Annotated in this window: 7 protein-coding genes; all 7 read left to right on the top strand. The window is 37.9% G+C overall.

Going from position 1 to position 16431, the window contains the following annotated elements:
- Positions 1–135: 135 nt before the first annotated feature.
- The 7 genes from FL972_RS09725 to FL972_RS09700 all read left to right on the top strand — a co-directional run bounded on the left by FL972_RS09725 (position 136) and on the right by FL972_RS09700 (position 16056).
- Positions 136–990 carry a hypothetical protein gene (locus tag FL972_RS09725; protein WP_144605198.1) on the top strand — a complete coding sequence of 285 codons (855 nt, stop codon included), beginning with the start codon at positions 136–138 and terminating at the stop codon, positions 988–990.
- Positions 991–1493: 503 nt separating this feature from the next.
- Positions 1494–10076, top strand: coding sequence for a PKD domain-containing protein (locus FL972_RS09720; protein WP_144605196.1), 8583 nt, complete (start codon positions 1494–1496; stop codon positions 10074–10076).
- Positions 10076–11071 (top strand): N-acetylneuraminate synthase family protein, encoded by a 996-nt coding sequence (locus FL972_RS19425; RefSeq protein ID WP_186300081.1) that lies wholly within the window; start codon positions 10076–10078, stop codon positions 11069–11071. Before FL972_RS09720 ends, FL972_RS19425 begins: the two co-directional genes overlap by 1 nt.
- On the top strand, positions 11072–12226 hold the full coding sequence (neuC, locus tag FL972_RS19420) for a UDP-N-acetylglucosamine 2-epimerase (protein ID WP_186300079.1): 1155 nt from the start codon (positions 11072–11074) through the stop codon (positions 12224–12226).
- A 304-nt stretch (positions 12227–12530) separates the two neighbouring features.
- Entirely contained in the window at positions 12531–13229 is a 699-nt protein-coding gene (locus FL972_RS09710; RefSeq protein ID WP_144605194.1) for an acylneuraminate cytidylyltransferase family protein, read from the top strand.
- A gap of 1 nt (position 13230) precedes the next feature.
- A complete protein-coding gene (gene asnB / locus FL972_RS09705) occupies positions 13231–14931 on the top strand; it encodes an asparagine synthase (glutamine-hydrolyzing) (RefSeq protein ID WP_144605192.1) in 1701 nt (566 codons plus the stop codon).
- 153 nt (positions 14932–15084) lie between these two features.
- Positions 15085–16056 (top strand): MraY family glycosyltransferase, encoded by a 972-nt coding sequence (locus FL972_RS09700; protein WP_144605190.1) that lies wholly within the window; start codon positions 15085–15087, stop codon positions 16054–16056.
- Positions 16057–16431 lie beyond the last annotated feature (375 nt).

Below are 16431 nucleotides of genomic sequence, written 5' to 3'. Positions count from 1 at the left end.
GCTAAGTGTCAGTCAATGCTAATCTATTTCAGTATTCTTCTAAATTTTAGCTTTATACTTATAGAATAGGTGGGTTTGGGCACTCATGCCAAAATTCATCATGATTTTCACAAAAGCTACTTCACAAAGCCTTTAATGAAAATATATAGATCCTTTTTCAAAAGCAAAGTACCAATTGTCCTTGTAAATTATTCAAATAGTAATTTTAAGACGGCCCAGATTTTTAACTCCATTTCAGGTGTTTTACTTGGCGGATTCGATAAAGTAATTTCTTATTGTTTCGAAGATTTGGAGATTGAATTTGTTGAAAAAAATCAAGATCACTTTCAAAAATCCAGAGGAGGCGGGTATTGGGTCTGGAAACCCTATGTTATTTTAAAAACATTAGAAAAATTAGAATATGGGCAGTACTTATTTTATTCTGATTCAGGGTCTGTTTTTAAACGAAATATCAGACGCCTAATTTCAAGTATAAATCTAGACCAGGATGTTATTTCCTTTGAGCTTCCCTATGTAGAAAAGGCATTTACCAAGCAACTTGTTTTTCAGGAATTGAACTGTGAATCTTCTCAATTTCAAGATTCCTTTCAGCGATTGGCGGGGTTTATATTAATTAAAAAAAGTGATCTCTCAGTTAAGTTAATAGAAGAGTGGTTGTCATATTCTCAAAATTTGATTTACATTGATGATAGTCACCCAAGTCAGGGAATAGATTGCTTTGTTGAGCATCGTCATGATCAATCCATTTTTAGCTTATTGGTCAAGCGAAATAATTTCAAGTGTTATAGAGACCCATCCCAGTTTGGGAATCCATTAAAGGATTTATATCCCGATAGTAAATATCCTCAGCTGATCTATTTGCATAGAGCAGGAAAGATTGGGTTAAGGCAATTTCTCAGCATTATCAAAAATATTGTATTCAATATTCCTTTCACATCAATTCCAAAATATAAGCAAAGCCCTAAGCTTATAACTGACGATAATTCATAGTTTCTTCCATTTTTTAATTAAAGTAGAAATTCTAAATATAAGAACAGAGACATTGTTAATTTAGACCTAAATTTGACAATTCGTATAGCATTACTCTTTGATTATCAAAGTATTATAAGTTCTATTTTAAAAAATAATTTGGCATTGGGGCAAGTGTAAAAATCAACTTAGCCTATCTTTAGCTTATGATCTGTTTCGAGGAGCTTTAAAAGTCCTTTAAATTACTGCTACATGTATTTTTTGCAAAATCAGAATAATTTGTTCCTTAAATATGAATGCTAAATTCTTGGTATGAAATATGCTTCATTGATCCAGATTTCTTGGTGCTGGTAGTTCAATTCGTATATTTGATTTATTCCAAGATTTACAAAGTGTAGAATTCTTCAGGCGTGTTGCGTAGAGATCATATAAAAGTAAGTAATTGGCTTTGGACATTGTCTTTTTTGTCCAATAAGTGTCTATATGTTAGATTCTTATATGTTTTTATAATCTTTTTTTTAGCATTGAATACAGTATCCGAAGCCCAGGTGGTAATACCTAGGGACGGGTTTCCTTATTGCGAACCATTTACAAATTCAACTTTTAGGCAAAACACCGTATTGGGTGGTAGTCCAACTAATCCCATTCTCACCGCTGCAAATGGTGAAAATCCCGAGGGTCAGGGTTTTCTACGATTGACTAACAATAACACCGATCAAAGGGGCTATGTTTTTGTGGATTTGCCTTTTTCATCTGCCTATGGTTTGAAATTTTCATTTGAATATTTCATGTATGGTGGCTCTGGAGCTGACGGTATATCAGTCTTTTTGTTTGATGGAAATATTTCAGCGGCTGATTTCCAAATCGGAGGTTGGGGAGGTTCTTTGGGTTATGCGCCAATAAATGCAACTGATATCATTCCTGCTCCTGTAAATTTACCTGGGTTGAAAGGTGGGTATTTGGGCTTAGGGTTAGATGCTTTCAAAAACTGGGGTAATAATATGGAAGGTAGATTGGGTAGTTTTGACAATCCCAATGCTGCCCCGATTAATCTTTCCTTTATTCCTCCGAATAAGGAATATTTTCAATCAATAGCAGTTAGAGGTCCAGAGTCAGACAATTATCGTTTCATTGCAGGGAAAAGGGTATTACATGGGCCTGATAATGAGCCTAGTCCAGCAGTAGTGTTGCCTCCTTCCGCTTATCTCTATCCCAATGTTGCGGATATTTCAAGAAGGTTTTCCTTAGCTTCACCAGTAAAGGTAGTGGACTGTAATTTGGATGGGTATAGAAAGGTGTTTGTGAACTTGGCACCAACAGGATCTGGAACCTATTTATTATCAGTAGATCTTTTGGTTACTGAAAATGGATTCAGAAGGATTGAGCCAATTATTACTAATGTTCCTTATAATTTCCCTGCTCCTGATAACCTCAAGATTGGATTCGCGGCCTCTACTGGAGGACAAACCAATTTTCACGAGATCAGAAATGTAACAGTCGAAGTATCTGATTACTTGGCGATTCCAATTCCTGAAATTATTGATCAAAGAGCCGAGATTTGTAAGGACGAAGAAAACTTATTTGAGTTTGATGTTACTTTAACTTCTGAAAACTCTTTCGTGAGGTGTGTTCAGCTTTTTGAAACTGATCCGGGAACACCTGATAACAGCCCGCCTACAGGTGGCGATCCTGATGTCAATAATTGTGGGGCTTCGGATGTATGTATAGAGAAATGTAACCCGGCGAACAATTCTGTAACAATTCCTGGAAAAGGTACTTTCACTGTCGTTTTAGATGAAAATGTTGATCTCGAAAATGATCAAGATAGGATAAAAGCAGCGATTAATTTTGTGCCGGAGCCTGGATTTGTAGGGGAAGCTCAGGTTTATTACCAAGTAATTGACAACTATGGATTAACATCTTTCGGAAAAACGGTTACTGTAATTTCCAATCCATTTCCAGAAGAAATAGATAGAGGAGATTTAGAATATCCAACCTGTGATGGCCAAAGTAATGGAAGAATATTTGATGTTACAGTTGGAAATTTAGTTCCCGGATTTGATTATCAGTGGTTGTGGCAGCCAAGTACTGGTCCTGAAGTAAGTTTGGGCAAATCAGGGGCGAATGTAAGTTTTGACTCAAGCACAGGAGTTGGCGTATTTGATATCACAGGTATTAATATTGGTACTTATACACTTCAAGTTTGGAATCCTTCCGATGGTGGTGGGTGTTATCTGGATGTCCCAATAGTGGTTGATCAGGAACTGGGCACTCCAATAGAGTTGACTTCTGAAAATGAAGTGATTTGTGAGTTTCAACCCGTAAGTTTTACTCCGTTCATTGATGGAGTTTACAATCCATCTAATATTCAGGCTGATTTTAGATGGTTCCAAAATGCTAATAGAACTGGTCCTCTTTTAGATAATACTACCGTTACAATTGGCGGTGCACCAGTTCAAGTTTCAGTAGTTCAGGGGGTGTTAACATTGACAGGATTGCCTGCTAATGGAGCCTCAACCCAGCAATATGAATTTTTCGTTGAAGTTGCTCCTCAAGATAATCCGAGTACCCCTAATTTTTGCCCGTTTATCGGCGATATCGCCACTTCTGCGACGGTAATTGTTCATCCCGCTATACAGCTTACTCAAAGCTCAGTTCCAGATTGGTGTAGAGAAGGTATAGGCTCCATAGCTATAGCAGCTACAGGGGGGAATGGTCCGAGAACTTTCACTTTATTCGATGAATCAGGAACTTCAACACTCGGTCAAAATTCAGATGGCCAATTTGCAGGACTATTGCCTGGAACATATCAGGTAGAAGTGACCTCTCAGTCACCTTCTTGCTTCGAAACAATAGAAGTGATAGTTCAGGGCCCGGATACTGACTTAACTTTAACTGAAATCTCCAGAAGTCCTGCTACATGTGAATTAAACAATGGAGAGTTTACATTCCAGATAAATGGAGGAAATACTCCATATAATATTTCTGATATTTCAATTTCAGGTGGTCCATTTGGCTCACTGAATTTTGATAATGCAACTTCCGAGTATAGAGTTGATGGCTTAGCACCAAATACACCTTATACTATTGAATTTAGAGATGCCCGGTCTTGTTTGGTAACTTTGAGTTTCTCGCTTGATGACATCACCAAGCCAATTTTTTCAGTAAATACTCCTCCCTCAATTTGTGAAAGTGATAATAGCTATTTCTTAGATGTCACGTTTGATTTCTTTGAGATTCAAGCCACTGCCACCCCAATTTTTAATTGGTATACCCAAGAGACTGGAGGTTCACTAATACCAAATGGTACAGGCCCTGGGGGGATGGATTATTTCTATGAAACGCAAACCGGTGATTTGACGATTTCAAATCTATCCGGGGGTGTTTATACTTTATATCTAGAGATGTCAGGGCCAGAATCCTGTAATCTACCTAGAATCCCAGTCAATTTCGAAATATTTGATCTTCCTGAACCAGAAATTACGAGTCTCCAAAATATATCATGTTTTGGAGGAAATGATGGAGCAGTAACTATTGGTGTACTGAATGGAAATATCGCTGATTTTGAATTTCAAATTGATGGGCTGACTAATTTCCAAAATGATCCTTCTTTTACAGGCCTAACTGCTGGCTCGTATACTGCAACTGTAAGAAATAAAACCACAGGTTGTGTAAGTTCTATTCCGTTTACTCTTGACCAAGCACCGGTATTAAATGTAGCATTATCAAGTTTGGAAAATACCTTCTGTGGTGAGGATAATGGTATAGCAACTATTTTTATTGAAGGTGGAACTCCTGCTTATACGCTAATATTAGATGGGAATTCCATATCAGGATTTGATTTGTCCTCTTCAGGAATTACTATCCAATTAACCGACTTAGCAAGTGGTAACCATCAAATCGTGGTGACAGACTCAGAAGGTTGTCAGGTTACACAGGATTTTGTAATTCAAGCCGACCCATTTGCAGAGTTCTCTGCAACAGGTTCAATCATATGTGAGTCTGACCCAGCTTCGGGGAATCCTAATACGGCAGTTTTATCACCTGTCATAGTAGAATTAGCCTCTTCTTCACCGGTATTTACCTGGTTTTACCTAGATCAAAATGGGAATGAAGTTCAAGTAAATTCAGGAGATGCTGTTTTCGGTGGTAGTTCCTCGATAGATTCTAATGGAAACCTTTCTTTAACTGGAGTTCCAGCTTCTTCCAATCCTTATACGTTTTTATTGGAGGTTACAGGCGATAAGGTATGCTCTGGACCAAAGATTTCTGTGGAATTGATTGTAAACCCCCTCCCAAATCCAGAATTCTCTTCCACGATACCGAGTTGTTTCAATGGAACAGATGGTGAGATATTTGTATCGGCAGGAGAGTCCAATGACTATGCTTATCAGCTACTTAATTCAGGAGAGTCCAATACCTCAGGTACTTTTACTAACCTGTCAGCCGGAACTTATTCGATCCAAGTCACAAATACTCAAACTAATTGCTTGGATGTATTCGAAGTGATAATAGATCAGCCAGAGGAATTGATTTTCACTCAAATCTCTGGATTCAATGCCTCATGTAATTTAGACAATGGATCTATAGAATTAGAAATTTCTGGAGGAACTGCTCCTTACAAACTATTTTTGGATGGAGCCGAAATAACAGGAGGTGACCTTGCCAACCCTGGCGCTACAGCGATTCTAACTGACTTAGCGCCTAAGTCCTATATAGTCTTAATTGAGGATTCGAAAGGTTGTACTAAAGAGGAAACAATTATTATTGATGCTGACGAAATACCGGAATTTGGAGTAATTGATTCCGAAATTTGTGAAATTGATCCTACAACCAGAAATCCAAACTCAGCAGTTTTAATTCCTGAGATTATAAATTTAGCTGGCTCTTCTCCTGTATTCGCCTGGTTTTATTTGAATGATACAGGAGACACTACTGAAATCTCGAATGGTCAGGAGCTTTTTGGAGCTCAAGTTTCAATTTCGAGTAATGGAGAAATAAGTTTAACAGGACTTTCTTCCAATGATTCTCCATACCAACTGCTACTTCAAGTAAGTGGGGATGGAGTTTGTCAAGGGCCAATGATTCCAGGATCTATCATTGTAAATCCATTGCCTCAAAAAGATTTTGATGTATCCCCGTTGAGCTGTTTTGAGTCAAATGATGGAAGAATTAGTCTGATCGGTGACCCTGCAGGCTATACTTATACAATTAACACGGGTGAATCTAATCAAACTGGTAATTTTTCAAATTTAGCTGCCGGGATTTATGAGGTGAGAGTTGAAGACTCAAATGGTTGTTTTGAGCTATATGAGTTGGAGATTGTTCAGCCTGAACCATTAGCTGTTAACTTTATTAACAGTACAGATCCAAGCTGTGGCGACTCAAATGGAGAATTTTCGTTTGCTGTTCAGGGTGGTACGCCAGATTATTCAATTGAAATAAATGGTCAGAATATTTCTACCTATAGTTTTACTCAAAATGGTCAAGAATATACATTAACCAATTTAGCACCGGGAGATTACTCCATTGAAGTAGTAGATCAGAATAATTGCTCACTGACTGAGATTGATTTCGTTACTTTAGTCAATAATGATGGGGTTCAAATAAATTCAACGCCAATTTCTGAGGAAATTTGCGTAGGACAAATAGTAAGTTTAACCCCAGATTTAGAAATTCCTGCTGGTGTTCAGCCTCAACTTACTTGGTATAAAACCCCAGATACTTCACAACCAATTAACTCAAGTCCAAATCCTGACGCAAACGGATTGATTTTCCAAATTAATTCGAATGGTGAATTAAGTATTCAAAATCTACCTGCAGGTGATTATATCTATTATTTGAGAGTATCAGGTCCAGGCATTTGCGCATTCTTTGAAATGGCTGAGGTGAAGGTTTATCCTCCTGTAACAGCTGATATTGATATTGAAAACGTAGTATGTTTTGGAGCTAATGATGGTTCTATATCAGTACTTCCTTCTGGTGGAAATGGGGTTTACGAGGTGAGTTTTAATGGAGGCGCGTTTGGTTCAGGTTTGAACTTCCAAAACTTGAGTCCAGGAACTTATTCAATTGAAGTTCGGAATGATTTGGGATGTACCTATTCTGAAACTGTCGAATTGTTAGGTCCTGAAGAACCAATACAAATTAACTCTCCATCAATAGTCAGAGCTTCTTGCGATTTGGATAATGGTAGTATCTCTGGTTTAGAAATTTCAGGTGGATGGGGCTCTTTCCAAATAGAGTGGAGGGCAGGCTCAATAAATGGTCAAATTTTACAAGGAACTGAATCTGGAATCTCTGATCTTGCGCCTGGCACTTATTATTTAATCGTTCAGGATGCTGAAGGATGTGAAGAGATTTTTGAATTCATAATCGAAAGATCTTCGGATCCTGTTTATCAATTAGTTCCACCAATCAATTCATGTGTTGGAAACGACGTTTCGATAAGACCTATTCACTTGGCTCCGGATCCTTCTTTGCCACCTGCTTCAGCCACTGAAGTTAGATGGTATAAGCAACCGAATCAAAATGGTCTGATTGAAAATGGACAAGATCCTTCGAACTCGAATGTTAGTTATACAATCAATGATTCTGATTGGCTTAATCCTGAATTAATTATTTCTGGATTGCCAGCTGGTGATTATTCTTATTATTTCTTCGTGGTATGTACCGGACAGGAAATCAAAGTTGACCTAAGTATTTATGAAACTCCATCGGTTGAATTGGAAGTTTCTCCCGTCACTTGTTTTGGAGATACCAACGGTAAAGTAACAGTGACTAGTGGGGACTTACCTGATTATACTTATAGTCTGGATGGGGGAAGTGTAATGGATAAAAATCAGCTTGAATCATTAAATCTTGTCGCTGGGGATTATGAATTAGAAATATTTACGCCTGCAAATTGCTCTCAACTTATTGAATTCACTGTTGAAGGTCCTTCTTCCGCCTTGACTGCCTCTCCTTTAACTGGTTTAGACCCTGGTTGTGGGTCAGCAAATGGAAAATTATTTGTGACTGTGACAGGTGGTTGGGCTCCTTATCAAATTGATTTGATTAAGAATGGAAGCCAAAATCAAAGTATTTCTTCTCAGGATGGAAAAGTAGAAATCAACGGCCTAACGATTGGAGATTATTCTATTAGAATAACTGATTCAGAAGGTTGCCAATTTGACACCAACTTACTCACTTTAGTTGACGGTCCTACCCAAATTTTGGTTGATGATGTAGAAATATGTTCTGATCAAAATGCAACTCTGATTCCTGAGTTAGACCCTAATGGAACTTCAGTCAATTTTACTTGGTATTTTGATTCAAATCTTTCTCAGCCTATCACAAGCTCTCCTAACTCTGCTCCGAATGGCTTAACTTATCAATATAATTCTTCAAATGGGATATTGAATGTCAGTGGCTTTGCAGATGCTAATGCGAGTTTAACATACTATGTCACGGTTTCTGGTGGAGATGTCTGTGAAGGTTTTGTAGGAAGCGGGACCATTCAAGTTTCAGAAATTCCGAATGCGACTTATACTGTAATCGATGAAGTCTGTTTTGGTGATGGTGGTAGAATTACGGTAAATCCTAGTGGAAGCACAGGACCATATACCTATAGTTTGAATGGAGGAGATTTTGTTGATGATAATATTTTTGAAGTTGCTGCAGGTACTTATAGTATTGAAGTGATGAGTGCTACGGGCTGCAGTGTGATTCTTTCCGATATACTTGTAAATGGTCCTCAAGCAGCTATTGCAGTTGATAATCCGGAAATAGACAGCCCGACTTGTGGGTTGGATAATGGAATTGTACGATTTGAACTATCAGGTGGATATACTCCATATACTGTTTATTATCAAAAATCTGGAGACCCTGAGAATAGTTTGTCAGTTGCTTCTGAAGGAATAGTTTCAATCACTGGATTGGGATTAGGAGATTATCAAATTAGGATAGTTGACGACTCAGGCTGCGAATTCAGTTTGCCTCAATCCATAGAAGTAACCGAAATTCCTACTGAAATAACCGTTGAGGATCAAAGAATTTGTGAAGGACAGCAGGCGATCTTATCTCCAAGAGTCCCTCAGAATATTTTAGATGAGGAATTTACCTGGTTTTTTGATTCAAATGGAACTCAGCCAATTTCCAATGGAAGTTCAGGAGGAGTTACTTATTCAATTTCTTCTAATGGGGAATTAAGGGTTGATGGTTTAAGAGAAAGATCTACGCCTTATACCTATTATGTCAATGTTTCCGGAACAGGTATTTGTGGCATTGAGCCAAAACCGGTTCAGGTTTTTGTGAGTAGGATACCTGATTTAAGAGTATCAAACCCTTCAGTGGTGTGCGATCCACAAGGAACGGTGGACTTAACCCAATATATCGAAGGGTTTAATCCTGCCATATATGATTATGATATTCTGAGCCCTTCTGGAGCGGCCATGCAGATTAGCGATATTGATAACGTGAACCAATCTGGAGATTATAGGGTGCGAAGTAGTACCAAAGGTTCTGGATGTTGGAATGAGCCTCAAAGAATTAGAGTGATTATCGCAGATGAGTTAGTAGTGGCTGACTTTGATTTTGAAGTTGAGCTTTTCAATGGTCAATTAGTGTCACAGGATTCACTTCAGATTTTTGAAAATATCCTATTCAATAATTTATCAAAAGGGAAAGTAATTATTTGGAATTGGGATTTCGGTGATGGAAATTCTAGTTCAGAAATTAATCCTACGCACTTTTATGAAGAAGCAGGAACCTATTTGATTAGATTGACTGTAATTGATGAATTTGGTTGTTCCTCTGTATATGAGCAAACTATTCAGGTATCAGATGAATTTTGGGTAGAAGTTCCTACTGCCTTCACGCCGGATAGAGCGGATGGCAAAAATAATTTCTTTAAACCGGTATTTAGAGGAATCGCCTCAATGGAGTTTTACATCTTCACAACTTGGGGAGAGTTAATATATGAGACTTCTTCACTAGAAGCTCAAGGTTGGGATGGGTATTTCAAAGGTCGCCCTGCACCAAATGGCAATTATGTATTTAGAGGCAAGTTTACCAGCAGATCAGGTGAAGTTGTTCATAAATCCGGAGTATTTATTTTAATTCGTTAATGATTATTGCAGAAATAGCCCAAGCCCATGATGGGAGCTTAGGGAATGCTCATGCTTTTATAGAGGCGTTGTCAACTGTAGGTGTCGATGCCATCAAGTTTCAAACTCATATTGCAGAAGCGGAAAGTTCGGAATATGAGCCCTTTCGAGTAAAATTTTCAAAACAGGACAAAACCAGGTTTGATTATTGGAAGCGGATGGAATTTACAGAGGAGCAATGGTTGGGGATTAGTGAGCATTGTAAAGAAAAAGGATTAAAGTTTATTTCCTCCCCATTTAGCTTGGCGGCTGTAGACTTATTGGAAAAGGTTGGAGTCGAGGTCTACAAAATTGGCTCTGGGGAAATAACCAACCGTCTAATACTTGAAAAAATAGGTAAAACCGGCAAACCGGTTATTGTCAGTTCTGGAATGAGTGATTTTGAGGAATTGGAACAAGCTCTTTCCTTTTTAAAAGAATCGGGTACGCCATCTCTTAGCCTTCTCCAATGTACTACTGCCTATCCTACCCAGCCAGAGGAGTGGGGCTTAAATGTAATTTCAGAGATGAAAACCCGTTTTCAAATTCCAGTTGGATTCTCTGACCATAGTGGTGATATTTACGCCTGCTTAGCTGCTGCTGCACTTGGCGCTGAAATCTTCGAGTTTCATGTTGTTTTTGATAAGCGACAGTTTGGCCCTGATTCCCCGGCGAGTATTTCAATCGATGATACCGAAAGATTATGTAAAGGAATCAGGCAGATACAAAACTCATTAAGGTCCCCGATTCACAAATCAGATAATTCTAAGTTTACTGAGCTGAAAAGAATTTTTGGAAAAAGTCTGGCTGTAAATAAGGATCTTCAAGCTGGTCACATAATAGGTTTTGATGATTTGGAATCAAAAAAACCAGGCGATAAGGGAATAGCAGCAATCAATTATCAGTCGGTTATTGGCAAAAAGACCGCTCGAAAACTCACAAAATGGGAATTTTTGACTGATCAGGATATAATTTAAATGAAAAGAAAAATTTGTGTTGTGGTGACCGCAAGGCCATCCTATTCAAGAATTAAGACCGCATTGGATGCAATCCAAAATCATCCTGAGTTAGAACTTCAGTTAGTTGTAGCTGCCTCTGCCTTGTTGGAGCGATATGGAACTGCGGTTCGGACAATTGAAAGTGATGGGTTCAGTATAGCAGCTAAGGTTTTTAATGTTCTGGAAGGTGAAAACCTCACAGCGGCAGCCAAGACTACCGGAATCGGAATCTTGGAGTTATCCACTGTTTTTGACAACCTTAATCCTGATATAGTTGTAACAATTGCTGATAGGTTTGAGACTATGGCAACAGCCATTTCTGCTTCCTATATGAATATTCCACTTGCTCATATTCAAGGAGGTGAAGTTACCGGAAACATTGATGAAAAAGTAAGGCATTCGATTACTAAATTATCGGATTACCATTTTGTTGCTTCTGAAAATGCAAAAAAAAGGGTGCTTGATTTAGGAGAAAACCCTGATTTTGTTTTTAATACGGGTTGCCCAAGTATTGACTTGGCGAAAACAATATTGGACCTCCCAAAATTGGATTTTAATCCTTTTTCGAAATACGGTGGAGTAGGGGGGAAGCCATCCATTGAGAATGGCTATTGGGTGGTTATGCAGCATCCTGTTACAACAGAAGTAAGTCAATCTAGAATGCATATTGAAGAGACCCTAAAAGCCTTGCATGAATTAAAAGAGCCTGTGTTATGGTTTTGGCCTAATGTTGATGCAGGTGCTGATGGAACTAGCACCGGTATTAGAGCTTTTCGAGAAAATAATGATCTGAGTCAATTCCATTTCTTTAAGAATATGGATCCTCTTGATTTCCTTAAGCTGTTATCTCACAGCAAGGGTCTGATAGGAAACAGCAGTGTTGGGATCAGAGAATGTGCTTTTCTGGGCGTGCCAGTGATCAATATTGGTACGAGACAAAATAGAAGAGCAAGAGGCAAAAATGTGTTGGATGTAAACTATTCCAAATCTGAGATCCTTGAAGCAATCAATCAGATAAAATCCAATCCTAGACCTGATTCCTCGGATGTTTATGGAGGGGGAGATGCAGGGTTTCAGATCGCTAATTTATTAGCTGAAGTACCTCTTATTTTCCATAAAACCATTACTTTTTGACATGTATTTAAAATTTAAAATAGGGAACTGGCATCCCTCCAATATTCCCATGCTACAAATGCATTTCAATCATTGGATAAGGAAATTAATGCTCTTGCAATAAAAAACAGCAGTGAAATTGTCCAGCCTTTATACCCTATTGAAAAAGAACTGATTTTCAATCCAAATAAGATGGATGAAAAGCCCTTGTTTCTGATGTGCTACATTGGATTTAGTATATTTTTGAAAACCCTCAATCATTTGGAAATAAGTAATTATTTGAGGCGCTTTAAAATTAGTTTTATTTAAAACTCAAAATGAACTTATGAAAATACTTGGATTGATTCCTGCTAGGGGTGGTTCCAAAGGTATTCCTGGAAAAAATATAAAAGCACTCGGAGGAAAACCTCTGTTAGCCTACACATATGATTCTGCTAAACAGTCTAAGCTGCTGAGTAAAGTTATTTTGAGTTCTGATGACAGTGATATTATTGCTGTAGCAAATCAAATAGGTTTAGAAGTCCCATTTACACGTCCGGAAAACTTAGCAAATGACCAATCGCCAACTCTTCCTGTGATTGCTCATGCACTCAGATTTTTTGAGGAAAAGGGTGAAAAATTTGATGCAGTTTGCCTTCTTCAGACAACTTATCCATTTAGAAGAAAAGGTTTGATCGATGATGCGATCAAAGAATTTATTCGAACAGATGCAGAAGCCTTAGTTTCTGTTTTGCCCGTTCCACATGAGTTTAATCCACATTGGGTGTTTGAACCTGGCCTAAATGGATTTTTGGAAATTGCTACAGGAGAAAAACAAATAATTCCCCGAAGGCAAGATTTACCCACCTCTTTTTTCAGGGATGGGGCTATTTATATCACGAAGTCAGAGGTCATCCTCTCGAAAAATTCCATTTTAAGTGAAAAATTAGCCTATATAGTTGGTGATGAATCTCGATATGTAAACCTTGATACATTCGATGACTGGAAGAAGGCTGAAATTTTGGTAAATAAACTATTCAGATAAAATGTGCGGCATAGCAGGAATTTTAGGACAGCTGGCTTCGAAGTCCCCAATTCTCCAAATGTTAGGGAGTCAATCTCATCGGGGACCTGATAATACTGGTTTTTGGGTGGATGACCAAGTGATAGCTTTAGGGCATAATCGCTTGTCAATATTAGATCTATCAGACTCTTCAAATCAACCCTTTCAAAGCGAGAATGGAAGGTATATCCTAGTATTCAATGGAGAGATTTACAATTATCTCGAATTAAAAGAACAGCTAAATAGCTTTTATAAGTTTAGAACTAGTTCGGATACAGAAGTGCTTCTCGCAGCCTTTTTAAAATGGGGGGATAGCTGTTTATCCCATTTTAATGGAATGTTTTCATTTGCCATTTGGGATAATTTAGAGAGAAAGTTATTTGCTGCACGTGATCGATTTGGGGTGAAGCCTTTCAATTATACCAACTGGAATGGATCCTTTCTTTTTGCCTCTGAAATTAGTCCGTTTTGGAAAATTGGAGTTCCAAAAACCCCAAATCCCTCGGTTTGGTCTTCCTATTTTAGTAAGGGGACCTATGGTCAACCAAATGAAACTTTTTGGAATGGGGTGGAACAGCTACCTGCAGGCCATTATTTAATCTGGCAGGATGGGCAACAAAAAATCTTCCAATGGTATGATTTCTTTTCTAGGATTCAATCGCAACCGGAAGTGGAGCTTAAAGATCAGGAAGAATATATTCTGGAGCTATTAAAAAGTGCTGTTTCATTAAGATTTAGAGCCGATGTGCCGGTTGGTTTTAACTTAAGCGGAGGATTGGATTCAAGTACTCTATTAGCCTTGGTTTATGATCTTTTTCCCGAAAATAGACAGATTGAAGCATTTACTTTTTTGACAGGTGATGACCGCTATGATGAAATATTTTGGGTGGAAAAGATGCTAAAGGATAAGCCTTTTCCCTTGAATCCCTGCATGTTGTCGACTGATGAGGTCCCTGAATTAGCTAAGAAAATAAGTGATGTTCAGAATGAACCTTTTGGTGGTCTTCCTACACTAGCTTACGCAAAAGTATTTCAAAAAGCCCGTGAAAAAGGAATTATAGTATTATTGGATGGGCAGGGTTCTGATGAGGCTTGGGCAGGTTATGATTATTATTTAAAGAAATCTCAAAATTTAATACAAGGAGTGAAATCTTCTCCTCTAAGACCAGAAGTTTTAGATGCTAATTTCAGTAGTTTGGCTTCTCAAAATCAGTTTCCTAAACCTTTTGAAGAAGAGTTATTAAATCTTCAATACAGAGATTTGTTTTATACTAAGATCCCTAGAGCGCTCAGGTTTAATGATAGAGTTAGTATGGCTTTTAGTACTGAATTGAGGGAGCCTTTCTTGGATTATCGATTAATTGAATATGTTTTTTCGCGTCCGAAAGACTTTAAAATTAAAGACGGAAAGCAAAAATGGCTTCTAAGAAAAATTGCAAACAAATACTTAGGTGAGGAAATCTCCTTAGCTCCTAAAAGACCTCTTCAAACTCCTCAAAGAGAATGGTTGTCAGATAATTTGAAAGATTGGGTTTGTGATGAAATTAGCTTGCTTCGACAGGATTCTTGGTTTGATTATGCTAAAATTGAAAAAGAACTCAGTAAGTTTATGAAAGGGGATAATGATAGCAGCTTTCATGTCTGGCAGTGGTTAAACACAGCCCTACTGCTTCATAATAAATGATGCTAGAGAAGGAGGTGTTTTCCTCATCGCCTTTTTCCTTATTTAGATTTCATTGAAATGTTTTAGGCAAATCTTAAAAAATTGAATCATTTGCCTTAAAAAATTGATTACAGTATATTATTTGCGAAAAGATATTTCAGTATTTCTCCTTTGATGCCACCTACTAGTTTATTCATTTTTATTTCTCTTTTGACCGCAAGTTGGCTTTATTACCAACTAGCAAAAAAGTTCAACATCGTCGATAAACCTAACCATCGATCTTCTCATTCCCATGCCACAGTGAGGGGAGGAGGGATTATTTTTCCTGTCGCGGCAATTTTATGGTGGATAATATTTGACTTCCAAAATACCTGGATGATCCTGGGATTAATTTTGATTTCCGGTATCAGCCTTTTGGATGATATGTTTGAGCTTTCTCGAAAACTTCGCTTTGGAGTGCAGTTTCTGGCTATTTGCTTTAGTTTTTATGATTTGGGGCTGTTTACATACTTCCCGGCCTATACTTGGCCGATATTTTTCTTTTTTGCTTTGGGAGTGATCAATGCTATCAACTTTATGGATGGTATCAATGGAATTACGGGCCTTAGTGGTCTTGTGTTTTTTGGTACCTTACTAGTACTGGATGATTACTATCAATTATTTGATGAAGATCTGATTCAATATATTCTACTGTCCCTGAGTGTTTTTCTGCTTTTTAATCTCCGGAAAAGAGCCCTGATGTTTGCAGGTGACATCGGAAGCATTTCTATGGCATACATGATGATCTACTTCATGACTGAGTGGTATATCGAAACTGAAAGTTGGACCATTATTTTGATTCTTTTGGTTTATGGTGCAGATGTCTTTCTTACCATGGTGAAAAGGTATCAAAATGGGGAGAAATTAACCGAACCTCACAGAAGTCATCTGTATCAGTTATTTGTCAATCAGGCTAAAATCCCACATGTGTATATTGCTTTACTGTATGCTGTTTTGCAGGCATTGATTAATTACATTCTCTTCGTCCAACCTTCTGATAAGCTTCCTGGCAACTATTTGGCGCTTGTATTTTTAATTGGAATGGCCATCCTTTATTTAATTATCAAAAGCCAGGTTCAGAAATCTCACCCTTCTACTAGCTCTTAGAAACAATTCTTTATTTTTTAAAATTTCCCTTCCAAACAGTTCCTTTAGCTATTTCCCCTCATTTGAATTAATCTTTAAATACAAAAGATATAATCCAGAAATTACCAATTACGTATATCCACTTTCTTACCAGTAACAACCAAATACTGCTTATTGTCAGCTAAATGGATCAGAATCCGGAAGCTTTGCCTGCCGTGGCTGGGTCATCGGTCGCCTGTGCTGAGCGAAGTCGAAGTATCCAATCGGTCAAGCAAAGAAAATAAAGCAACTGGCATGATTGCGGATAGTCAGATTTCTTTTAAAATGATTCCCATAAAAACATTCATGAATTAGAGCTTCACAAACGGGAATGAAAGAGTTGACTTTGCGTATAAG

This window comes from Algoriphagus algorifonticola (assembly GCF_007655305.1).
GTDB classification, from domain to species: Bacteria; Bacteroidota; Bacteroidia; order Cytophagales; family Cyclobacteriaceae; genus Algoriphagus; species Algoriphagus algorifonticola.
This window is presented reverse-complemented; position numbering and strand designations above follow the sequence as displayed.